Consider the following 22,213-nt stretch of genomic DNA (forward strand, 5'->3'; position numbering starts at 1 on the left):
AGAGAAGCGGCAGCTTCGCGTCGGCCGGGTTAAAACGCCACGCTGCCCGACACGACGAAGGTGCGCGGCGCGGCCAGCACCAGGCTGCCCGCGTCGAACGAGGAGACGGCCGAGGCCCAATAGCTGCGGTCGGCCACGTTGTCGATGCGCGCACGCAAGGTCACGTCATGGCCCGCCACCTGCGTCAGGTAGCGCGCGCCGATGTCGACGCGGGTCCACGATGGCAGCTGCTTGCTGTTGGCCAGATCCGCATACTGCGTCGAGGTGTAGACGGTGCGGGCATTCAGGCTCAGGCCAGGCGCGCCGGGCACGTCCCATTCGCCGCCCACGCTGAGCTGTGTTTTGGGCGCGCCGATGGCGTTCTTGCCGTTGTTGGCGGGCTTGTCCGTCTTGCGCTGTTCCGTATCGAGCCACGTCAGGCCGCCCAGCAGGCGCACGCCCGCCATCGGCGAGCCGAAGACGGACAGTTCCAGGCCCTGGTTGCGCTGTTCGCCCGACAGCGTGGCGCGCGAGCCGACGATGGCCGGCAAGGGTTTTGCCGTCGAGAACAGCGCGGCGCTCATGCCCAGCCGGCCGCCGTCATACTTGATGCCGATTTCCTTCTGCTTCGACTTGTATGGGGCGAAGACTTCGCCATGGTTGCTGACCAGCTGGTTTTCCTTGCCATCGAAGTAGGTACCGCTGGCGACGGGCCCCTTGACCAGCGCCTCGATGTAGTTGGCGTACAGCGACACGTTCTTGCCTGCCTTGTAGACGATGCCGGCCACGGGCGTGGTGGCGCTCTTGTCATAGCTGGAATATTGCACGGCCGTACCATAGGCATACGCCGCATCGCGGATCTGCTGGCGACGCAGGCCCACGGTCAGCAGCAGCCGGTCGTCGAGGAAGGCCATGGTATCGGCCACGGCGTAGCTGTTGAGGATAGTCTTTTGCGTCAGGCGCGGGTCGCTCATCACGCCACCCGAGTTCGCGGGCAGGGTGGGTGGCATGGCCACGTCCAGCGGACGATAGATATTTGTCGGCAAGCCAGCGTAATCGCTGATCGCATACGCATTTTTCGCCTCATTCCAGTGGCCGGACCAGCTGGCCACCAGGGTGTGGCGGACGGTGCCGGTATTGAGTTTTCCGCGCACGCCCAGTTCTCCCGTGCGGATTTCCTGCTTGCGCGCATTGTCGAAGCGGTACACGCTGGCATCGCCATTGAGCGAGCTCAACGTCGGCTGGGCCAGGCTGTTCGCTTCGTTCGTCGAGCGGCTGCCGAACGCGGCCCAGGCCACCACATCGCTGGCGAGGTCGACTTCGGCGCGCGCCGTGCCGAACACGTCATGCTCCTTCGAATAGCTCCATGGCTGGGCAAAGTTCTTCGACGCATCGGGTGCGCCTGGCAAGGCCGTCAGGCTGCCCGTATTGACGGAGGGACGCGGCGCCGTCAAATCGAAATTCTGGTAGCCGGCGTCGGCCGACAAGCGATAGCCGCGGCCCCGGTAATCGAGGCCGACCGAGAACATGCCCACGTCGTGGTCTTCGCGCTTGATGCCGGTTTCGCCCTGGCGCTTGGCGGCGTTCACGCGCACGCCGAATTCCTGGTGCTCGCCGAAGCGGCGCGCCACGTCGACAGCCGCGTAGGCATGGCCGCCCGATTCCACGCCCACGGTCAGTTCCGTCAGCGGCGCGTTGCCGGCGCGTTTGGGCATCAGATTGATGGCGCCGCCAATGCCGCTGCCGCCCGGGGCCGCGCCGTTGAGGAAGGCGCTGGCGCCGCGGAACACTTCCACGCGTTCCAATAGTTCCGGCGAGACATATTGACGGGGCAAGACGCCGTACAGGCCGTTGTACGCGACGTCATCGGAATCGAGGGCGAAGCCGCGGATCACATACACTTCCTGGAAATTGCCGTAGCCGCGAGACATGCGCACGGCGGCATCGCTCTGCAGCAAGTCGCCCACGCTGCGCGCTTGCTGGTCGGCAATGAATTGCTGCGTATAACTGGTGCTGCCGAAGGGCGAGTCCATCATGTCCACGGAGCCGAGAATGCCCATGCGGCCGCCGCGCGCCACCTGGCCGCCCGCATACGCCTTCGACAAACCTTGCGCCGAGGCGTCGGCCGAAGCATTCACGACGACCGTGGGCATGGTTGGCGCGTCGCCGGCCGATGCCGTGGTGGCGATGGTTTGCGCATGGGCGCTGCTGGCCAGCAGGAAAGCGGCCAGGGCGAAGGGCGTGGGGGCGAGAGGGAAGGTGCGCATGTCTTATCTGGATATTAATGAGAATGATTATCATTATATTCCAGAGCGGCGCGGGATGTGGAAAAGTGTGAGAATGCTGTCGTAACTCGCCATTTTTACAACAGCCGACCCGCCTGGGTACTGGAATCTGGCGTAAAAAGGCGCACCAGCCGATACCTTATGGATTTATTAATGTCTATGGTCAAGTTTCGATAAAATAAGCCATCGCGCCCGGCGCCCACAGGAAACCGCATGTCATTGCACCGCCATCTACAGTCCACTTCCATGCGCATGCGGCGGGGCTTGAGCCTGAAAGGCGTGGCCGTCGCGCTGATCCTGGCCATGCACGCGCTGGGCCTGTATTTCCTGCTGCTGCCGGCGCGGCAGCTCAAGCAATACACGGAAGTGGCCTTCATGACCTTGCTGCCGCCCCGGCCCACGCCGCCGGCGCCGCCGATGGCCATGCCGTCCCCCATGCCGATTCCCGTGCCGCGCGCGCGGGCTCAGGTTCCGTCCGTCGTGCCTGACATGCCGCCCGTGACAGCAGAAGCCATCACCATGCCCGCCGAGGAATTGTCCGCCGCGCCCCCGAACGCGCTAGCTGGCCCCGATTTGCGCACGCGCGCCCGGCTGGCCGCGGGCGCCGCCGACAAGGCCTTGCGTGGCGAACTCAAGCAACAACAGCCATGGCTGGCCGCGGCCGACCTCAAAGGCGACAGTGCGTTCCAGAAACAGGTCGCCTCCGCCTGGCGCGGCGGCCCCGTCATCCGCGTAGAGGAATACCTGACGGCCGATGGGCGTCCCGCCACGCGCGTCGTCAACCCCGGCGGCGCCACGTGCTTTGGGCTGGATGCGAACCCGGGCGCGGGAGCCGATCCGTTCAAGACGGGCGGCAAGGTCAAAAGAGTGCCTTGCCCTGGTTGAGCCGGATTGACGGCTGCGTAGGTCAGATTAGCGCAGCGTCATCTGACAAGCTGCGTGGGAGCGCTTGTCGGCTTACGCCCTGCGGGCTAAGCCGACCTGCGATGGAATCGGGCAGCGCGACGCCGGCATAGACCGCGCGATGTGCAGGGTTTTAGGGTTGGAATTAGGGGATGCCATCCCCGGCTGGGTCTCAAATATGCTAAGTTGCGTCTGCAAATCTTGTCGACACGACCCAGGACGCCCATGCTCCCCGAAATCCTTATCCTCGCTCCCAGCCCTTCGGCTGCCGTCAACGCGCAGCTGGAACAGCAATATACCTGCCACCATGCCTGGCAAGTGCCGGCGGACGAGCGTCACGCCTGGCTGGCCGAGCGGGCGCCGGCCATCCGCGCCGTCGTCACCACGGGCGCGCTGGGCTTGAACGCCGCCGACATGGGCTTGCTACCCGCATTGGAAATCGTCGCCGTCAATGGCGTGGGCCTCGATGGCGTGGCGCTCGACGTGGCGCGCGAGCGCGGCATCGCCGTTACGACCACGCCGAACGTGCTGACGGACGACGTCGCCGACCTGGCCCTGGCCTTGCTGCTGGCCAGCGCGCGGCATGTCGTGGCACTCGACCGTTACCTGCGCGATGGGGGCTGGGAACGCCGCGAGGCCATCGCCCCCGCATCTACCTTGCGCGGCAAGACGGCCGGCATCTTCGGTTTCGGCCAGATCGGGCAAGCCATCGCACTGCGCCTGGCCGCCTTCGGCATCCATGTGCGCTACTTCCAGCCGCGCGCCATTGCCGGCACCAGCGTGCCGCGCGCGGAGTCCTTGCTGGCCCTGGCGCAGGAAAGCGATTATTTGATCGTCTGCGCGCCGGGCACGCCGGCCACGCGCAAGATCGTCGACCGCACCGTGCTCGACGCGCTCGGTCCGCAAGGCACCCTGATCAATATCGCCCGTGGCGCCCTGATCGACGAAGACGCCCTGATCGCCGCCTTGCAGGATGGCCACCTGGGCGCGGCCGGCCTCGACGTGTTTGCGGACGAACCGCGCGTGCCAAACGCCTTGCGCACCTTGCCCAACGTGGTGCTCACGCCGCACGTGGGCAGCCTGACCGTGGAAACGCGCCATGCGATGGGGCAACTGGTCGTCGATAACCTGGCTGCCCACTTCGCCGGCTTGCCCTTGTTGACACCAGTAAAGTTGTAGACCTGCCGGCCGGCCACGTCCAGGATGAACCGTTTTAATCAAGCATGAATGAAAGAGTAGCTATGGAATTAAGTAAATCGCTGTTGCGCACGCGCGGCGGGTTGGACAGCGGCAAGGTGGGCATGATCGAGCTGTTCTTCGATCTCGTGTTCGTGTTTGCGGTCACGCAACTGTCGCACGGCTTGCTGGCGCACCTGAGCGCCATGGGCTGGCTGCAGACGGGCTTGCTGCTGATGGCCGTCTGGTGGGTGTGGATATTCACCTCGTGGATCACCAACTGGCTCGACCCCGAGCGCATTCCTGTACGCATCAGCCTGTTTGCGCTGATGTTGGGCGGGCTGATCATGTCGGCCTCGATACCGGAAGCGTTCGGCACGCGGGGCCTGGGCTTTGCGGGTGCCTACGTCGCCATGCAGGTGGGCCGGCCCCTGTTCGCCTGGTGGGCTGTGCGTCACGAAGCGCTGGCGCGCCGCCGCAATTTCCAGCGCATCGCCCTGTGGGCCGTGCTATCCGGCATCTTCTGGATCGCCGGCGGCATCGCGTCGCCCGAGCAGCGCATCTTCTGGTGGGCCGCGGCCCTGTTGATCGACCTGGCCGGACCCTGGATGCTGTTCGGCATACCGGGCCTGGGGCGCTCGACGACGGCCGACTGGGACGTCGATGGCAGCCACATGGCCGAACGCTGCGGCCTGTTCGTCATCATCGCCCTCGGCGAATCCTTGCTGGTGACGGGCGCCACCTTCGCGGGCCTGGAATGGACGGCCGGCAACTGGCTGGGCTTCCTGTCGGCCCTGGTCGGCAGCATCGCCATGTGGTGGATTTATTTCGACACGGGCGCCGAAGCGGGCCACCACCGCATCGCCCACTCGAAAGACCCGGGACGCATCGCCCGCAAGGCGTACACGTATATCCACGTGCTGATCGTGGGCGGTGTGATCGTTTCCGCCGTGGCCGATGAGCTGGCCCTCGTGCATCCGGACGAGGCGAGCTTCGCCGGCATCAGCGCCTTGCTGGGTGGCCCGATCCTGTATCTGCTGGGCAATGCGCTGTTCAAATGGGTCAGCAGCGACCGTGCCGCGCCGCCGCTGTCGCATCTGCTGGGCATTTTGATCATCCTGGCGTTGATCCCGATGGCCTACGGCCGCCTGTATTCGCCCTTGATCCTGGCCTGCATCACGAGCTGCGTGCTGGTACTGGTAGCCGTGTGGGAGCACATGGCGCTGCGCCGCCCGCCACCGGACATCGATCCCTGATGCGCAATTCCTGACGTCCGCCCGGCCTTATCCGGCCGGCGCGATGTCGTCCGGATCGCTGCGCGCATCGAGCTGCAGCTGCAAGAACGCCAGGTCGAGCCAGGCGCCGAACTTGGTGCCCACCTGGCGCATCAAGCCCACTTCCTCGAAGCCCAGCTGCTTGTGCAGGGCGATCGAGCTGGCATTGCCGGCCTCGATGCCCGCCACCATCACGTGTTTGCCCAGGCCGCGCGCCCGCATAATCAGTTCCCCCATCAAGGCCTTGCCGACACCGGCGCCACGACGATCGGCGCGCACATACACGGAATGCTCGACCGTATGGCGGAAACCCTCGAACGGGCGCCAGTCGCCGAACGTGGCGTAGCCGGCCACCTTTTCCTCTGCATCGATGGCGACGAGCACGGGATAGCCGGCCCGCTGGCGGTCGGCCAGCCAGGCGGCGCGGTTGGCCGCATCGACCGTCCGTTCATTCCAGATGGCCAGGGTATGGCTGACGGCATCGTTGTAGATGGCCGTGATGGCCCCGATATCGCCCGCGTGGGCATCGCGTATGTGCATGTTGCTCTCCTCGTCAAGTGTCCACTATAATGGACAAATCATAGATTGCCGCCCACACCTTGTCCAATAAAATCGAATGGAAACCGGAATAGAAGCCGACATATGTCCACTAAACCAGACGAATTGAACCAGCGCATCGGCGCCAGGGTGCGCCTCGAGCGGGAAAACCTGGGCTGGTCGCTGACGGAACTGGCGGCCCGCTCGGGCGTGTCGCGCGCCATGGTGCACAAGGTGGAGCGGGGCGATTGCAGTCCCACGGCCACCTTGCTGGCGCGCTTGTCGGGCGCCTTCGGCCTGAGCATGTCCGAACTGATCGCCCGCGCCGAGATGCGCGCAGGGCGCTTGCTGCGCAAGCTTGAGCAGCCCGTGTGGACCGATCCGCAGAGCGGCTATGTACGGCGCCATGTGTCGCCCGCGTCCGACATGCCGCTCGACCTCGTGCATATTACCTTGCCGCCGGGCGCCGTGGTGGCCATGCCGGCTGCCGCCTATGTGGCGCGCAGACAGCTGATCTGGTCGCTGTCCGGCAGCCTCGTCTTCGTCGAAGGAGAAACCCGCCATGTGCTGGACGAGGGCGACTGCCTGGAACTGGGGCCGCCCGCCGACTGCGTGTTCCGCAATGAAGCGGCCACCGCCTGCACCTACGCCGTGGCGGTATTGAAAAACGGCTGAGCTCAGGCCAGCGCCGCCGCGCGCAGCTGGGCGATGAAGGCGCGCGCGGCGGGCGCCTGTTCATGGCGGCGGAAGGCCACGGCGATTTCCGAGCTGATCTGCGGCCCTTCCAGCTCGCGAAAGACCACGCCGGGCAATTGCACGCTGGCCATTACGGAATGGGGCACGATGGCGCAGCCCACGCCCAGCGACACTTCCGTCAGCACGGCCACCAGGCTGCCCGGGCGCGACACCACCTGCGCCGCAAAGCCGCCGCGCCGGCTCGCCTCCAATGTCCCCAATTCCTGTTCCGGCACGATGAACGCCTGCTGCGCCAGCGCGGCCGGCCCCGCTATTTCTTGCCGGGCGAGCGGGCTGTCGGCCTGCACGGCCAGCACGAAGCGGTCGCGCAGCAAGACCACGCTGTCCAGTCCGTCCGGCAAGTGCAGGGGCGGGCGCACGAAGGCCAGGTCGACCCGGCCCTGGTCCAGCAAGCCGGGCAGGGCATCCATCGCGTATTCGCGCGCACTGATATGGATGCCGGGGTGGCTGGCGCGAAAGCGGGCAAACTGGCTCTGCAGCACACCGGAATACGCGGCCGAGGCCACGTAGCCGATTTCCAGCCGCCCCAGTTCGCCCCGTCCCGCCCTTCGCGCCACGTCCTGCGCCTGCGCCAGCTGCTCCAGCGCGCGTGCCGCTTCCAGCACGAACAATTCCCCGGCCGCCGTCAGGGACACGGCGCGCTTGCTGCGCTGGAACAGCCGCGTGCCCAGCAGCTGCTCCGTTTCCTGCACCTGCTTGGTCAGGGCGGGCGGCGAAATGCCCAGTTCCGCGGCGGCCCGCGCGAAGTGCAGGCTGTGCGCGACGGCCAGCACGCAGCGGAAATGCCGCAATTCCAAGTCTTTGAGTGTATTCACCATGGGTGAATTATATGGCGCTTATCTTATAACAGGAAATAATATCGGCCTGCTTACAATCGGGGCATGAAAAATACCAACTGGACCCTGTATACCTGCTCGGGCGTGTGCGCGCTGATCATGCTCGACACCAACGTCGTCGCCGTCTCGCTACCCTCGATCGCCCGCTCGCTCAATGCCAGCTTCGTCGACGTGGAATGGGTGGTCAGCGCCTACATGCTGGCGTTCGCCTCGTTTTTGCTGCCCGCCGGCAGCATTGCCGACCGCCTGGGACGCCGCAAGGTGATGCTGTATGGTCTCTCCGTGTTCGCGCTGGCGTCCCTGCTGTGCGGCCTGGCGTGGACGCCGTTCGTGCTCAACGTGGCGCGCGCCGTCAAGGGCCTGGGTGCGGCGCTGCTGCTGACATCGGCGCTGGCCGTCATCGGCCACACGTTTCACGCGGAAAAGGAGAGGGCGCGCGCCTGGTCCGTGTGGGGCGCGGCCATGGGCGTGGCCATGACGGTGGCGCCGCTCTTGGGCGGCCTGGTCACGAGCGCCATCAACTGGCGCTGGATTTTCTATCTGAACCTGCCCGTCGTCGCCCTGCTGATGTGGCTGGTAGGCAAGCACGTGGACGAATCGAAGGACGCGTCCAACGCCAGTTTTGATCCACTGGGCGCGCTGCTGTTTTCCGCCGGGCTGTTCTGCATCATCTGGGGCTTGATCGACGCCAGCGTGGCGGGCTGGTCCAGCAGTGCCACCGTGCTGCGCTTTGCGGCCGGCGCGGCGCTGCTGCTGGTCTTCGTGCTGGCGGAGCGGCGCCAGCGCGCGCCGATGGTCGATTTATCCCTGTTTGGCCGGCGCGTCTTCGTCGGCGCCGTGCTGGGCATGTTCGGCTACGCCATCGCCGCGCAAGTGATGATGACGTTCTTGCCGCTGTACCTGCAGAACGCTTTCGGCTTTTCCGCCGTGCTGGCCGGCTGCGCCATGCTGCCGTTCGCCGTCGCCATGGTGCTGCTGTCGCGGCTGGCGCCGCGCGCCATGCGGGTGCTGGACGACCGCGGCATCCTCGTGACGGGGCTGTTGATCGTTGCCGCGGGCAACGTGGCCACGGCGCTCGCCGCCGCCAGCCTGCAGTATGGCTGGGTGGCGGCCGGCATGGTCGTCACGGGCGCGGGTGCGGGATTGCTCAATGGCACCACGCAAAAGGCCATCCTTGCCTGCATCCCGCGCGAGCGCACGGGCATGGGTTCCGGCATCAGCACCACCACGCGCTTCGTCGGCATCGTGCTGGCCGTCGGTGCGCTGGGCGCCGTGCTGGCCATGCGTACGGCGGCGTCGTTCGAGCAACTGGCGTGGCTGCACGGCTTGAAAGCCTCGCCCGAAATGATCGGGCGCATCGTCGCCGGCAACGCGGCCGAGGCCTTCGGCCAGCTGCCGCCGGCCATGCAGGCCGTAGCGCAGGAAGCGGCGCGCCACGCCTTCATCGACGGCTTTGCCAGCGTGCTGTATTTGGCTGGCGGCCTGGCTGCCGTGGTGGCGGCGCTGGTCTTCGTGCTGGCGCGGCCGCTGGAAAAAGTGTAACTGTTCAGCAATATGCGCGTGCGCCGCCCGCACTTGTAATATGATGCCTTCGAGAAATACATGGCAATCATATAACTACCGCAGGTAAGCGCATGCGCAGAAAACGCATTATCATCACCAGCGTGCTGGTCGCCGTCATCGGCGTGGCCGCTCCCCTGAGCCTGGCCTTTTACCTGTCATCCGTGCGCGCCGAGCAGGGCGAGCAGGAACGCTTGCGCGTGCTGGCCGGCTACGCGCTCGAGCGCGCCCACCGCTCCATCGCCTCGGCCGGGGTCGCCCTGCGTAGCGCCGACGCGCTGGATCTGGCGCCGTGCACGGAAGCGCATATCCAGCAATTGCGCCGCATCACCATCACCACGCGCAGCATCGACGATATCGGCTACGTGGAAAATGGCGTGCTTAAATGCACGTCCACGGGCCGCGAAGAGACGCGCATCGCCGTCACGCCCGCCGATTTCACCCTGGCCAACGGCATGGGCCTCGATTTCAATCTGCGGCCCGTCGTCAGCGGCGGCAAGCGCATGGTGGGGCTGTCCTACCGCGCCTATAAGGTGCTGATCGATCCCGTGCGTTTTTCCGACGTCATCGTCGACAGCGATATCCAGATGGCCGTGGCCATCGGCAAGCAGGGTGTGCTCGATACTTTGCACCATCCCGACCCCGCGCTGGTGCAAAGCTTGCTCGCCGGGCTGCCGGCGACGGGCGACGCGGCGCACGACGGCAGCATCCATGCGATGCTGTACCGCGATGGTTTGACCGCCGTCATGATAGCGCCGCGCAGCAAGCTGAACGACAGGCTGCGCCGTGAACAGCTGCTGCTTTTGCCGCTGGGCCTGCTGATGGCCGCCTTTATCTTCGGCATCGTCGTATGGCTGTCGCGCCGGCGCCTGTCCTTGCGCGGCGAGCTGGAAACGGCGGTCGAGCGGCGCGAGTTCTTTGTCCATTATCAACCGATTATTGCGCTCGACACGGGCGTGTGCGTGGGCGCCGAGGCGCTGATACGCTGGCGCCGTCCCGACGGCAGCATGATACGGCCCGACCTGTTTATCCCCGTGGCCGAGGAAAGCGACCTCATCTTGCCCATCACGGACCAGGTGATCGCTTGCGTCATCGCCGACATGCGCGCCGCGCTGTTGGCCGACCGCGAATTGCACATCGCCATCAACCTGTGCGCCAGCGACATCGAAACGGGCCGGGTGCTCGACGTGCTGGAACGCGCGCTGGACGGCACCGGCATCGAAGCGCAGCAGATCTGGCTGGAAGCGACGGAGCGGGGCTTCATCAACGTGGAGGCGGCCCGCGCCACCATTGAAAAAGCCCGCGCACGGGGTCACGCGGTGGCCATCGACGACTTCGGCACGGGATACTCCAGCCTGTCGAGCCTGCAAAACCTGCCGCTCGATGCCTTGAAGATCGACAAATCCTTCGTCGACACCATCGGCACGGACGCCGCCACCAGCAGCGTCACGCCGCACATCATCGACATGGCGCGCACCCTGCACATGCTGATCGTGGCCGAAGGCATCGAAACGCAGCAGCAAGCCGACTATCTGCTGGAACGCAAGGTAGAATTCGGCCAGGGCTGGCTGTTTGCGAAAGCGCTGCCGGCCTCCGACTTCCTTGCTTTCTACCGCACGCGCCGCGCGCCATCCGACACATGAAACAGCCACGCTTTCCCTATCCCTTGCAGCCGCTGCGCGTACCGGGCGGCTGGCACATTACCGTCAACACCCTGTTCGAGGTCGAGCCAGGGCCGGACACCATGCAGTGGTTCAGCAGCGCTTTGCTGCTGTGGGGCAGCTGCCGCGACAGCGGTTACTGCTTCAATTCGCACTTCGAGCCCGAGGACGATCCGCAGGGCGAGTTCGTGTTGGAGATGGGCAAGGTGGCGTACGACCGCCACGGCAAGATCGTCCAGGGCAGCGACGCTTTCCTCGGTGAATTTCGCACGCGCAGCAAGGCGGCGTTTGTCGCGCGGGTCGAGCAGTTCATGCAAGACCCGGCGGTGTGAGTTTTACTGCTTGCGCGGCAAGACGATGGCCTGTCCGCCTTGTTTCAGCACGGCGCCGGCGATCTTGCCCGCCGCATCGCGCGTAAACGCCAGTTCCGCCTCGATGGCGCGGAAGAAGAACGCGTCCCTGGCGCTGGCGAACAAGGGCGCCGAGCCGAGGCCCGTGCCGGCCGCTTCCAGGCCGTTTTTGCCCAGGCTCACCGTCAAGGTGAAATCCTTGTCCAATGGGTACTCGCCCACGTAGTCGGCCAGTGCCGCGCGTGGCAGCACGATGGCGGTCTGCGGCTTTTTCAGCGGCGGCAAGGGCGTGCCGGGCAGCAGGGTGGACAAGCCCAGCGCATCGACGTCGCGCGCCGTATTCGTCAGCACCACCACGCCCCGCTTGCCGTCCGTGGTGAACGCCGCGTAGCTGGCGTAGCCGCCCGTCTGGCCGCTGTGCCAGGCGTAGCTGCGTCCCTGTTGCTGCTCCAGCAGCCAGGCCAGGCCGATGGAGGTATCGCTTTTCGCTGCCACCGGACGCTGCGGTTTTATCGCCAGCGCAAAGGGACGCAGCGGCTTGAACATGTACGCTTGCAGATAGGAAATCATGTCGCGCGCGCTCGAATACACGCCGCCGGCCGGCGCTACCACGTTCAAATCCCACGCTGGCGTGGGCTCGCCCGACAGCACATGGCCGGGCGCCAGGCGCGCCAGCATGCCGTGCGAGGGATGGTTCGAGGTCGAGCGCATGCCCAGCGGCACGGCGATGCGCTGTTGCAGCAGCGCTTCATAGCTGACGCCCGCCTGCGTGGACAGGGCCGTGCCCAGCACGGCATAACCGATGTTCGAGTAGTCAAAGCTCGTGCCCGGCTCGCGGGGCAGATGGTAGGCGGCGAGAAACTGCCGCTGTTTCGCTTCCGTGTAATCCGCATACGGATTGGCCGGGTCCTTGGGGACGAAATTGTCGGGCAGGCGCGGCAGCGAGGAATAGTGCGTGGCCAGGTCGAGCAGGCTGATCGTCTTGCCGTCGAAGGCCGGCACCGCATAGCCGGGCAATAATGCCGCCACCGGCCCGTCGAGCTTGACCTTCCCTTCGACGACGGCGTCGGCCAGCAGCAAGGCCGTCATGGTCTTGGTGACGGAACCGATCTGGTAGACGGTATCGGCGCCCGGCTTGGCGTTCTTGCCGGCATGCGCACTGCCGAAGCCGTAGACGGCGCTGTCCTTGCCGTCGATCACGGCGATGACGATGCTCGAATGCAGGCCCGTGCGCGTGAGTTCTTCCGCGCGCTGGCGCACGGCATCGTCCAGCACGGGGGCGGCCAGCGCGGCGGTGCCGAGCAGGCAAAGGGGGAGGAGGGCGAATGTGGGTGTCATGGGAAACCTTGTCCAGGGTGGGCCAGATGCACGCCGGCCCCTGGTTCGGGTGACTGGCATGCCTGGCCAAGGATACGGCGCGCACATGAAGGCTGCCTGAGTTTTATGTCACTTTTGCCGATATGGCAAGGCCTGCGCTTGCCCCCTGTTCAGCCATCGGCGCCATCAGCATGCCTGCCAGCTGCGCGCGCATATCGTAGGACATGCCTTGCAGCAATTCACCGCGCCGGCGCGCATCGGCGCGCTTTTTCGATGGCACCTGGGCCAGATCGGGCATCCGGTAGGCCATGCAGGGCAAGTGATAATTACCGTCGCGCATGCGCAAGGCATGCAGTTCCTGCCACGCCTGGTCGTAGTCGGCGGCGATATGGCGCCGCCGGCGCGCATTCAGGGCGATGCGGTTGTCGTTGCTGATCAAGAACAGGTTGGTGCAGGCGAAAAAATCGCCAAAATCGCGCAAGACGGTCACCATCAGGTTTTTCGGACGGCAACCGTGCAGCGCCCGCGTGGCGTCCTTGACGGCCAGCTTGCCCGCCTCCGAGCGCAAGCCTTGCAGCGCGCCCAGCTGCAGCGAGACGCCATCGGCGCGCGGCACGAACAGAAAGCTGGCCAGGTACAGGGGCAGGCCGTCGCGCGTCAGGCGCAGGCACAGTTCGCCTTCGCGGTAGCTGTCGTGGATGGCCGTCAGCTGCAGACGGTACTGCGCCCCGTCCTTGCCGTCGAACGCGGCCAGCACCACAGGCTGGCGCGCGGCCCGCTCGACCAGTAATCGCGCGCCCGCTTGCCACAGGAAGCGGTAATGTCCTTCCAGCAAGGCCAGGCGATCCGCGCAACGGAGCTGGCGCGAGGCGTAAGGGCGGTAAATCTTGAAGCGCAGACAGGGATGCAGCTGCGCCAGCGAGTTCAATCCCGGCATGCTGCCCAGGAAGGCTTGCCAGCGCGTGCGCTGGCGGGGAAAGAAGAGGGCGCCCAGCGCCGCTTTCAGGCGGTGCCCGCTGGCGGAATATCGTGGCACGGCGGGCGGCACGGCGGCGCCGTGGTGCAAGGTCAAAGCGATGTCATTCATGGTTCTGCCGAAAAATGGCAGGCGCTGCACAATGAGAGCCTTGCCAATTTGAATGCTACGCGGGCCAGGTGAATTTCATATTAAGAAGCTATTCCCACGGGCATGTAGAGGATGAAAACTAAACATTTGCCTTTTGGCAATGTGGCCGGTTATGCTCGCGGCACTGTAACCCGATGAAATGATTACGCCCCATGAAACTCCGCCTCCTGCTTGCCATTCCCATGCTGCTGGCCGCGCAGGCCACACACGCCCAGGACCGCAGGGCCGATCCTTTGGCGCCGCTGGCGCAATGCATCAACCGCAGCGAGTTCCAGTTCAAAACGCAGGACCGCTTGCCGGCCAGCGCGACCACGCGTGTCGTCAAGACGGCGGCGGGGGAGCGCCGGGTCTCGACGGCCGATGGCTACCGGCTGATGCTGTTCCGCAAGAGCAGCTTGCCCCTCGCGAATCTGAAGATCGAGCGCAGCGCCGAAGGCCAGTTTGCCGCCGACCGCGAGACCATCCTGGCGCAAATGCAGGAGATGTCGGCCAGCAGCAAGCCGCCGCATCAGGTGCCGCTGGAAACGGACGCGCGCCAGGGCGTGGAAGTGCTAGGATTGAATCACGCCAGCATCGCGCAGGCGCAAGGCATCCTTAGCCTGTACACGCTGCTGCACGCCGCCAGCGGCACGGTCGCCACGGCCTACGTGCTGAACCAGCCGGCCGACCCGCGCGACTTTGCCACGGATGCGCAGTACCAGGCGCTGCGTACACAATTGATTGCTTCGCTTGTCAGCTGCCTGGCCGATCCTGGGCAGTAAGGCAAGCGCACCGGAAGGAGCCGTGAACCATGAAAAAAGCCGCTGCAAGCGTGCCGCCCGCCGAGGAAGCGGCAAGCACCGAATCGCCCGCCCGCCAGATTGACGCGAAAATCGCCTCGCTGGCGGATTGGCGCGGCAAAACCCTGGCCACGGTGCGCGCACTGATCCACCAGGCGGACCCGGACGTGGTCGAAGAAGTCAAATGGCGCGGCGTGCCCGTCTGGTCGCATGCCGGCATGATTTGCACAGGCGAAACCTATCAGATGGCTGTCAAGCTGACCTTTGCCAAGGGCGCCGCCTTGCCCGATCCGGCCCGCCTGTTCAATGCCAGCCTGGACGGCAACACACGCCGGGCCATCGATATCCACGAAGGCGAGCATCTCGATGCCGCGGCGTTCAAGGCGTTGATACGCGCCGCCGTGGCCGTAAATACGGCGCCAAAACCAAAACGGACGACGACTTGAGACATTATCTGTACATCTGGCACGACCCGGCCGCGCGCATGCTGGTCGCCTCCGGCATCGAATTCAAGGATGCGATTCCCGCACTCCTGGATGCGGACGGCATCGTGCTGCGCGGGGGCAGCGCCGGGACGGCCAGGAAACCGGCCGGCTACCAGACTCTGGCGCGGCAGCAACTGCCAGCGCTGGCGCATGAAGATATCCATGCCTGGGGCAGCCACGCCTGGGCCGATTGGCATGGCGCGCCGCCAGCCCCCGGCGATGTGGACGTGGCCACGATGCTTGACCACCGTGGCGCGCTCACGCCGCTTGCCGCCTTGCGCAGCCGCTTTCTCGCCTTTGCCCACGACGACGGCTGGTATCTGAAGCTGTTGTATGTGGCGTGGGGCGATGTGGCGGCTCTGCTCGCCGGCACCATCCCGCCAGCACTGGGCGCGCTCGACCTGGATGCGCTGGAGCGGGGCGGCGACGGCTACTGGCTGCAGGCCGGCGCGGTCCAGGTCGAGCTGAAAACCCACGATATCGACAGCGTGCTGAACCGCCGCCTATGAGCATAGCTTCGGACGCGGCCCCGGCCCGTCCGGGACCATCACATAGATCCCGCACCTGTAGACGTGTTCAAATATCGCGTTTGCCCTTGTTTTGCAGTGCCAGGCGCGCGGCCATGCCGGCGTTGTCGCGCAGCAAGGCGTCGCGTTCCTGCGCCAGCGTTTCGGCGCGCTGCTGCGCCGCCTGGGTATTTTCCGCCAGCATATCGAGCTGCCTGTCCTGCGCGGCCAGCGCCACCTTGGCATCGTTCAGCGCCAGCAAGGCCGTGTCCAGTTTGGCCAGCAGGGCGTCTGCCGATGCGGCCGCCTGCAAGTATTGAAATTCGAACTGGTCGCGCTCTGGACGCACGGTGGCCAGCGCCTCGCGGTCGGCGGCCGCTTCATCTGCCAGGCGCGCGTGTTCCGCCTGCAGCTGCGCCAGGCGCATGTCTTGCTGCACCAGGGTCGCTTGCTGGCCTTGCAGGCGCTGCTGCAGCTGCGCATTGTCCTGCTCCAGACGGCTGATCCGTTGCTGCGCCTGGGCACGCTCCTCGCTGCGCTGGGCGGCGGCCGCTTCCTGGTAATGGTCGAATTGCGAGCGCACCTGCGCCAGCTGGCGGTTCAGGGCGGCGATTTCCTCGCCCCGGTCGGCCAGGCGCTGCGTCAGGCCTGCGTTGTCGCTGTGCAGGGTGGCCAGGGTGACGGCGCGAAAATGGTGTTCTTCCTTCAATTGCGCCAGCGCGTGCTGGGTGGCGCGCAATTCCTGGGTGAGGCTGGCGCGCGCCTCCGTCAATTTCAAACGTTCGCTTTCCGTCTTCTTCAGTGTTTCCAGGGCCGCATCGCGTTCCGCGCAGTGTTGCCGCATGCCCGTTTCCAGCTGCTGCGCCACGTCGCGCTGCTGCTTTTCATAGACACCGCGCATCGCTTCCATCAGTTCGGCCGGCAAGCCTGACTCCGTTTTCACGGCGCCCGCGCCCTGGAACTCTTCCTTCCAGCGCTTGAGCAGGGGCGCGATGGTGCTCTTGCTGCCCGTGCTGCCCAGCGCCTCGCGCACGTTGTCGACCGTGGGATTGCGCCCATCGGCAGCGACGATTTGAGCTGCTTTCATAACATCAGAGTACAGAATGCCGGTGCGGGCCATGAAATCACCTATGAGCGAAATTTAGTAACGTATTACATGATACGTAATACTGAATAATATTACGATATAAATTTTGATGATTCTTAAAAAATATAAGCTGCGATAAGATCGCTTATCGCGTGTTATAGGGGTGTTTTGCATGCTATGCTGTGACTCTCCCAGTACACAATCGCGATTTTGCTGCCGCCATGCCCGATTTGCCCGTCCCGAAACGCCGTATCGCCGTGCCAAAAAGCGTCGCCCTGGCTCCTGTGCCGTTACACGGCGCCCTGGTCGATGCCGAGCTGGCCGCGCGCCACCAGGCGTTTCTCGCTGCCGCCACGTCCGATAACACGCGCCGCACCTACCGCTCCGCCATCCGCCACTTCCAGTCCTGGGGCGGGGCGCTGCCTGCCGACGAGTCCACCGTCATCCGCTACCTGATGGCGTATGCGGACAGCCTGAACGCGCGCACCCTGGCCCTGCGCCTGACGGCCCTGTCGCAATGGCATGTGTACCAGGGCTTTGCCGACCCGGCATCCACGCCCACCGTGCGCAAGACCCTGGCCGGCATCGCGCGCCTGCACGGCAAGCCGAAAAAGAAGGCGAGGGCGCTGCCCCTGGAAGACCTGGAACTGATCGTCGCCAGGCTGGCCGCGCTGGGCACCAACAAGGCCTTGCGCGACAGCGCCTTGCTGCAACTGGGCTTTTTTGGCGGCTTCCGCCGCAGCGAACTGGTGGGATTGAGGCTGGAAGACATCCGCTGGGAGCCGCAAGGCCTGGTGATCACATTGCCCCGCTCGAAAACGGATCAACTGGGGGAGGGCATCGTCAAGGCGATCCCGTTCGGCGACGGCGTCTGCTGCCCGGCCACAGCCCTGCGCGCGTGGCTGGGCGTGGCGGGCATCGCCAGTGGCCCGCTCTTGCGCACCGTCAACCAGTGGGGCCATGTGGGAGCAAAGGGCTTGCACGCGAGCAGCATCAACACGATCTTGGAAGGCTGCGCCCGGCTGGCCGGGCTCGACTACGTGCCGGAACTATCGAGCCACAGCCTGCGCCGCGGCATGGCCACCAGTGCCCACCGCGCCGGCGCCGATTTCCAGGCCATCAAGCGCCAGGGCGGCTGGCGCCACGACGGCACCGTGCATGGCTATATAGAAGAGGCGGGCCGCTTCGAGGAAAATGCGGCGGGGAGTTTGTTGAAGGGGAAGAGGAAGGCGGCGGGGTGAGGGCGCTTGGTAAAGCTAGCAGTGGACCGTCAAGACTGCGGCATAGTCATGCAAGGATACGTCCAACAGTACATATGGCATCAATCTAACTGCGAACAGCACGGCCAGCCGAATGCCCGCACCATGGTTTTTACTTCCGCTTTCGCCCCTAAGCGGACGAAGCGTTTCAAGTCGCTATGTATGTTCAACGTAAACCATCAGTGGGTACTGCCTGGAGCACGCGCTCAAAAGTCTCGCGGTCACGCGTCAAGAAAAACATGTTGGGCGTGCTGGCGCCAAGGGCATGCAATGGCTGCGTTTTCTTGATTTGCTCCCAAAAAGACGTGGTTGCAGCGGACTCATCCAAGACCGAAAAACCAAAACGATTCACGTAATTGCGCGTCGGGAAGTTCCGGGGAACTAAATCGAAGATATACCATTCATCAAAGCCTGGCATGGGCAACTCTGCAGGCTGTGTAATTTCTGTACTAATCGCCGTGACTCCATCGAAAAACCAACCTGTGTTTAGTTCTTCCGAGGTTGGTACATATGGGCCACTGTCGCACGAGGTAATCGCTATCCGTTTTCCGCAGACTAGTTCGGGCACGCTGTGAAGGATGTCCGCCAAGGAGGGGTCCCAATCTTCCGACCATTGGATTATCCAATATCCGTCTCGCTCTAAATTTTGCATTTTATCGAGTCTTTACCGCTATCAATCAAAGTATCAAATGAATAAAACTTCAAAAGCGGCCGCTTCGGGTCGGTTGCAGTCCATCGCAACTTCCGCCCCAAAGCGGATCTGCACGCGTTCGCAAATCCCCCTGCATCGGCACCTGCTTTAGCTATAACCTACGATAGCTGCTTCTTAAGTTGCGACCACCGATTGAATCCGCAGCTATTGTGTTGAAAAACGCGGGTGCGTTGACATCTAGATAGAAATCTAGCCAGCCTAGACTGGTCAGAACCGCCACTGTTGAACGATCACCGACTGCTTGGAGTTCTGAGACCTCCCCAAATTGTTGCTGCTCGACTTCTTCAACATAATAGGCCGAAATCTGCCGCTGGCAGACGACGTTCTGAGGAACATGCCAAGACGCGTTATGCGTTTCGGCTGTTTAATGCTTCTACGAAACGCTCGTAGTTTGCTTGAAGCTTTTCACTCCCGTCGTACTTAGAAAAAAAAGCACTCATTAGGTTAGCGGCTGCGACATCATCGCCAGCTTGAATGCGAGCTACCCCTAAATCGTCGGCCATCCAATTTTCAATATCCATCGGTAGTGCGCCATTTCTGTATGCTCCGTAGATGAATTTGCCGACTTTCTGATAATTCATTTTGCCCCCGTTCCCTTTGAGTAGGCGTTGCAAAAGTATCAAATCAGGTCTGCTTTTGGCCGAGAACGGAAGCATTACGCAGCTCTCCAAATTGATTCGAACTCTTGATGGGAAATCGCACTATACTCTGGCTCCGATAGATCGAGAGGCTTTTCTGATATCCCGCCAAATTCGTCGCTCTCATGCGCGGCACCATAGCAAAGCAGCGGACCAGAATCGTACTGTTCAATTTGTCGGGTAACCCAGCCTGCACCATCGACTTCAAAGTACCACCAAGACGTCCCCCATGCATCGTGCCTGTCACCTCTAGTCTCGTCCCAATGTCTTTTTACGTAACTTGGCATACTTAAATTGAGTAATGAAGGTTAACGTCATTCGTCCGCTTCCGACCGGTTACCGTCGTTGCGAAGTTCCGTATTAAAGGAGACATTCCGCATTCAAGGACAAGTGATGTCCGCGTGTAAGCTACTTGATCTGCGCAAGCACATCCAATACAACCTGCACCACGGCATCGGGCTGGTCAGCCTGGATCACGTGCGAGGCGCCCAGGATGATCCGCTGCTTGCCCCTGGAAGACAGCGAGGCTATCTCCCGATGTATCTGTTCGTTTTCATCTTCGGTGACCTTATTCATGGGGCTTTGCGGCTGGCCCGGTGTCGCATACGGACTCACGCCACGACAGCCAGAATAGGGCAGTGTATGCCGCTGTTGCTCGTTTGGCAAGCAAGACGGGCTGGCCGCCCGCTTCCGCAATGCTGCCGGGCCATATCATGCGGCGGCTTGCTCCCGGGGGCGGATGATCATGCAGGTGGCGGTCGCGTGCGCGTAGACTTTACCGGCTTCGTCGCGGATCGTGCCTTCGGAAATGACCAGGTTGCGGCCTGCATTGATGACCTTGCCTTCCGCAAACACTGTCACGTTGAAGGGCAGGGGACGGCACATCTTGATGTTCAGGTCCGTCGTGCCATAGCTTTCGCCGGCCGGCAAGACCGTGTGCGTGGCGCAGCCCGTGACCGTGTCGAGCACGGTGGCGGCGAAACCGCCGTGCACGCCGCCCATGGGATTGGTGTGCGTTTCATTCGCCGTCGCCGTGAAGATGACGCGGCCATGCTCCACGGTTTGCGCATCCATGGGCATGGTTTTGGAAATGCCGGGCCGGGGGAACAGGCCTTGCGCGAAAGCTTGCATCAGTTGCAAGCCGGTCATGTCTTTCGGGTGCATGGGTAACTCCTGTGGTGGTGATGTGGGGATGGGTCAGACGTCCTGCGTAAAACGCAGGCGCGAGGCGTGCAGCAGGAAGCGGGCGACGATGGCCAGTTCTTCTTCGCTGAATCCTTGCTTCAGTTGTTCGTTCAGGCTGTCGAGCAGGGGCAGGGCGGCCGCTAGCACCTCGCCGCCCCTGGAGGACAAGTGCAGGGTGCCGGCGCGCGCATCGAGCGCCGACTGGCCCCGCACGATCAGGCCGTTTTCTTCCATGCGCGCCACCAGGCCCGTGACGGCCGAGTTTTTCAGCTGCAGCGCCCGTCCCAGATCCTTCAATTGGCAGCCTTCCTCGCCTTTTAAGGCAAACAGGGCGACGACTTGCGTGCCGGAAAACCCCAGTTCGCTGGTGAAGACGGCGTCGGCCGAGCGGAACAGGTTCTGGCGCGCCAGGTTGAGCAGGTTGAACAGGCGCGGCGAACGTTCGCCCAGCGGGCAGGCCGCGGCATCGGGAAGGTCTGGAGTGGGGACTGTATTGGTACGCATGCGAAGTATACTACTACGTATGCGTAATAAATCAAGCGGAGTTTGCTAGTCGCGCTGGTGCCGTCCGATGTAGCGGGCGCGGGGGCGTATCAGGGCCGCGCTGGCCGCCTGCTCGGCGGCATGCGCGATCCAGCCGGCCGAACGGGCCAGCATAAACACGCTCCATCCCGAACCCTCCGGCCAGCCGAACGCCAGCTCCATCGCGGCCAGCGCCAGGTCGGCGTTCGGCCTGGTATCGAGCAGCTCGCCCGCCGCTGCGCAAACAGCCAGGATGGCGGCCAGCTCCGGTTTCTCGTGCGCCATTGTCGTCAAGCTTCCCAGCAGATACGCGGCGCGCGGGTCGCCATCTGGATACAGAGGGTGGCCAAAGCCGGCAAATTCCGGCGTGGTGGTCTTGTAATAGGCGCCGATGGCGGCACTAGCGTCCGGCGCGGCCAGCGCCTGCATCAACATGCGCCTGGCCGCCGCACTGCCGCCGCCGTGCTTGTCGCCGGACAAGGCCGCCAGCCCGGCCATCAGCGCGGCGGCCAGGCTGGCGCCCGTCGATGCGACGCAGCGCACGGCAAAGGTCGAGGCATTCAATTCATGGTCGGCCAGCAATACCAGCGCCGCGCGCAGTAGTTCAGTTTGCTGCGCATCGGCATGCCACACCTGGGCCAGTTGCAGGTGCAGGGGCAAGGCGGACGGCGCCGTCTGCAGCAGGGCGGCAGCCAGGATGCGCATCAGGGCCGGGCCGGATTTCAATATGTCCGCCAGCGCGGGCATGGATGCCAGCATGGCCATGGCGAGCATGGCGCGCGCCAGCGGCGGCGCATCTGGCGCGCCGGCCAGTTCCTGCGGCAGGACAGGAGCATCTTGCTGGAAATAGTCTATCGCGTTGTCGTCCCACAGCAGACCAGCGGCCGTCTCCAAGGTTGCGGACTCGGCCAGCGCCGTCGCATCGCAGCCCCGGTACAGCAGCCGGCCATCGAAAATGTGGGAAATCCGCGTCTCCAGCACGGGCAAGCCCCAGTGCATGGCGGCCACGGCCGTCTGGCCGCCATGCCTGGCATCGTTCTTGCGGGCCGCCAGGCGCAGCACGTCTTCCTGCGGATAGCGCTTGCGGCGCGAATCTCCGTTGCTGACGGAAGCCAGCAAGCCCCGGCTCACATAGGAATACAGGGTAGGCAGGCTGACGTTCAAAAGGCGCGCAGCCTCGGTAGCGGACAGGTCGTTGTTCATGGCGGCCATTGTAGCGGCTGCCGCTTTATATTGATTGATGGAATCAATATTGACGGGCCGGGCGGCGCGTCACTAGA

At 64.1% G+C, this 22,213-nt stretch carries 23 protein-coding genes; 11 read left to right on the top strand and 12 right to left on the bottom strand.

Annotated features, from left to right (window positions below; genetic code table 11):
- Window positions 1-29: 29 nt before the first annotated feature.
- Window positions 30-2,246, bottom strand: coding sequence for a TonB-dependent siderophore receptor (locus CBW66_RS04230; protein WP_086136743.1), 2,217 nt, complete (start codon window positions 2,244-2,246; stop codon window positions 30-32).
- 231 nt (window positions 2,247-2,477) lie between these two features.
- On the opposite strand from CBW66_RS04230, the gene CBW66_RS04235 reads away from it, so the two are divergent.
- The 3 genes from CBW66_RS04235 to CBW66_RS04245 all read left to right on the top strand — a co-directional run bounded on the left by CBW66_RS04235 (window position 2,478) and on the right by CBW66_RS04245 (window position 5,599).
- A complete protein-coding gene (locus CBW66_RS04235; RefSeq protein WP_139841553.1) occupies window positions 2,478-3,149 on the top strand; it encodes a hypothetical protein in 672 nt (223 codons plus the stop codon).
- Between the two features lie 243 nt (window positions 3,150-3,392).
- A complete protein-coding gene (locus CBW66_RS04240) occupies window positions 3,393-4,346 on the top strand; it encodes a 2-hydroxyacid dehydrogenase (RefSeq protein WP_086136745.1) in 954 nt (317 codons plus the stop codon).
- 62 nt (window positions 4,347-4,408) lie between these two features.
- Entirely contained in the window at window positions 4,409-5,599 is a 1,191-nt protein-coding gene (locus tag CBW66_RS04245; protein WP_086136746.1) for a low temperature requirement protein A, read from the top strand.
- 27 nt (window positions 5,600-5,626) lie between these two features.
- On the opposite strand, the gene CBW66_RS04250 is transcribed toward CBW66_RS04245, so the two are convergent.
- Entirely contained in the window at window positions 5,627-6,157 is a 531-nt protein-coding gene (locus CBW66_RS04250) for a GNAT family N-acetyltransferase (protein ID WP_086136747.1), read from the bottom strand.
- A 102-nt stretch (window positions 6,158-6,259) separates the two neighbouring features.
- Here CBW66_RS04250 and CBW66_RS04255 point away from each other — a divergent pair, with 102 nt between their 5' ends.
- On the top strand, window positions 6,260-6,829 hold the full coding sequence (locus tag CBW66_RS04255; RefSeq protein WP_086136748.1) for an XRE family transcriptional regulator: 570 nt from the start codon (window positions 6,260-6,262) through the stop codon (window positions 6,827-6,829).
- 2 nt (window positions 6,830-6,831) lie between these two features.
- On the opposite strand, the gene CBW66_RS04260 is transcribed toward CBW66_RS04255, so the two are convergent.
- On the bottom strand, window positions 6,832-7,728 hold the full coding sequence (locus CBW66_RS04260; RefSeq protein WP_086136749.1) for a LysR family transcriptional regulator: 897 nt from the start codon (window positions 7,726-7,728) through the stop codon (window positions 6,832-6,834).
- A 63-nt stretch (window positions 7,729-7,791) separates the two neighbouring features.
- Between CBW66_RS04260 and CBW66_RS04265 the strand changes: the two genes are divergently transcribed.
- The 3 genes from CBW66_RS04265 to CBW66_RS04275 all read left to right on the top strand — a co-directional run bounded on the left by CBW66_RS04265 (window position 7,792) and on the right by CBW66_RS04275 (window position 11,299).
- On the top strand, window positions 7,792-9,288 hold the full coding sequence (locus CBW66_RS04265) for an MFS transporter (RefSeq protein WP_086136750.1): 1,497 nt from the start codon (window positions 7,792-7,794) through the stop codon (window positions 9,286-9,288).
- A 92-nt stretch (window positions 9,289-9,380) separates the two neighbouring features.
- The gene (locus CBW66_RS04270) at window positions 9,381-10,949 is read left to right on the top strand and encodes an EAL domain-containing protein (RefSeq protein WP_086136751.1); all 1,569 of its coding nucleotides are present in this window, start codon (window positions 9,381-9,383) and stop codon (window positions 10,947-10,949) included.
- Window positions 10,946-11,299: a hypothetical protein gene (locus CBW66_RS04275; protein ID WP_086136752.1), complete on the top strand. Its 354-nt coding sequence runs from the start codon at window positions 10,946-10,948 to the stop codon at window positions 11,297-11,299. Before CBW66_RS04270 ends, CBW66_RS04275 begins: the two co-directional genes overlap by 4 nt.
- 3 nt (window positions 11,300-11,302) lie before the next feature.
- On the opposite strand, the gene CBW66_RS04280 is transcribed toward CBW66_RS04275, so the two are convergent.
- A complete protein-coding gene (locus CBW66_RS04280; protein WP_170932814.1) occupies window positions 11,303-12,655 on the bottom strand; it encodes a serine hydrolase in 1,353 nt (450 codons plus the stop codon).
- Between the two features lie 103 nt (window positions 12,656-12,758).
- The gene (locus tag CBW66_RS04285) at window positions 12,759-13,721 is read right to left on the bottom strand and encodes a DUF535 family protein (protein ID WP_139841554.1); all 963 of its coding nucleotides are present in this window, start codon (window positions 13,719-13,721) and stop codon (window positions 12,759-12,761) included.
- 191 nt (window positions 13,722-13,912) lie between these two features.
- On the opposite strand from CBW66_RS04285, the gene CBW66_RS04290 reads away from it, so the two are divergent.
- The 3 genes from CBW66_RS04290 to CBW66_RS04300 are packed head-to-tail and all read left to right on the top strand — an operon-like array spanning window position 13,913 to window position 15,533.
- The gene (locus CBW66_RS04290; protein ID WP_086136755.1) at window positions 13,913-14,521 is read left to right on the top strand and encodes a hypothetical protein; all 609 of its coding nucleotides are present in this window, start codon (window positions 13,913-13,915) and stop codon (window positions 14,519-14,521) included.
- A 29-nt stretch (window positions 14,522-14,550) separates the two neighbouring features.
- Window positions 14,551-14,985 carry a DUF1801 domain-containing protein gene (locus tag CBW66_RS04295; protein WP_086136756.1) on the top strand — a complete coding sequence of 145 codons (435 nt, stop codon included), beginning with the start codon at window positions 14,551-14,553 and terminating at the stop codon, window positions 14,983-14,985.
- A complete protein-coding gene (locus tag CBW66_RS04300; protein ID WP_086136757.1) occupies window positions 14,982-15,533 on the top strand; it encodes a hypothetical protein in 552 nt (183 codons plus the stop codon). The genes CBW66_RS04295 and CBW66_RS04300 overlap by 4 nt, the downstream gene beginning before the upstream one ends.
- Before the next feature lie 67 nt (window positions 15,534-15,600).
- Here the strand turns inward: CBW66_RS04300 and CBW66_RS04305 are convergent, their stop codons facing one another.
- Window positions 15,601-16,617 (bottom strand): DNA-binding protein, encoded by a 1,017-nt coding sequence (locus CBW66_RS04305; protein ID WP_170932815.1) that lies wholly within the window; start codon window positions 16,615-16,617, stop codon window positions 15,601-15,603.
- Between the two features lie 221 nt (window positions 16,618-16,838).
- Between CBW66_RS04305 and CBW66_RS04310 the strand changes: the two genes are divergently transcribed.
- Window positions 16,839-17,858, top strand: coding sequence for a tyrosine-type recombinase/integrase (locus CBW66_RS04310; protein ID WP_086136759.1), 1,020 nt, complete (start codon window positions 16,839-16,841; stop codon window positions 17,856-17,858).
- A 184-nt stretch (window positions 17,859-18,042) separates the two neighbouring features.
- Here CBW66_RS04310 and CBW66_RS04315 read toward each other — a convergent pair whose 3' ends face one another.
- The 6 genes from CBW66_RS04315 to CBW66_RS04340 all read right to left on the bottom strand — a co-directional run bounded on the left by CBW66_RS04315 (window position 18,043) and on the right by CBW66_RS04340 (window position 22,145).
- Window positions 18,043-18,528: a hypothetical protein gene (locus tag CBW66_RS04315; RefSeq protein ID WP_230492141.1), complete on the bottom strand. Its 486-nt coding sequence runs from the start codon at window positions 18,526-18,528 to the stop codon at window positions 18,043-18,045.
- A 407-nt stretch (window positions 18,529-18,935) separates the two neighbouring features.
- Window positions 18,936-19,244, bottom strand: a complete 309-nt coding sequence (locus tag CBW66_RS04320) for a hypothetical protein (RefSeq protein ID WP_086136760.1) — start codon at window positions 19,242-19,244, stop codon at window positions 18,936-18,938.
- 390 nt (window positions 19,245-19,634) lie between these two features.
- The gene (locus tag CBW66_RS28345) at window positions 19,635-19,802 is read right to left on the bottom strand and encodes an alpha/beta fold hydrolase (RefSeq protein WP_139841555.1); all 168 of its coding nucleotides are present in this window, start codon (window positions 19,800-19,802) and stop codon (window positions 19,635-19,637) included.
- Between the two features lie 135 nt (window positions 19,803-19,937).
- Window positions 19,938-20,390: a PaaI family thioesterase gene (locus tag CBW66_RS04330; protein WP_086136761.1), complete on the bottom strand. Its 453-nt coding sequence runs from the start codon at window positions 20,388-20,390 to the stop codon at window positions 19,938-19,940.
- Between the two features lie 33 nt (window positions 20,391-20,423).
- Complete coding sequence (locus CBW66_RS04335; protein WP_086136762.1) at window positions 20,424-20,915, bottom strand: MarR family winged helix-turn-helix transcriptional regulator; 492 nt, start codon at window positions 20,913-20,915, stop codon at window positions 20,424-20,426.
- A 45-nt stretch (window positions 20,916-20,960) separates the two neighbouring features.
- Entirely contained in the window at window positions 20,961-22,145 is a 1,185-nt protein-coding gene (locus CBW66_RS04340; protein ID WP_230514291.1) for a citrate synthase, read from the bottom strand.
- Window positions 22,146-22,213: the final 68 nt, after the last annotated feature.

Source organism: Janthinobacterium sp. GW456P, assembly GCF_002127655.1.
Taxonomy (GTDB): domain Bacteria; phylum Pseudomonadota; class Gammaproteobacteria; order Burkholderiales; family Burkholderiaceae_D; genus Janthinobacterium.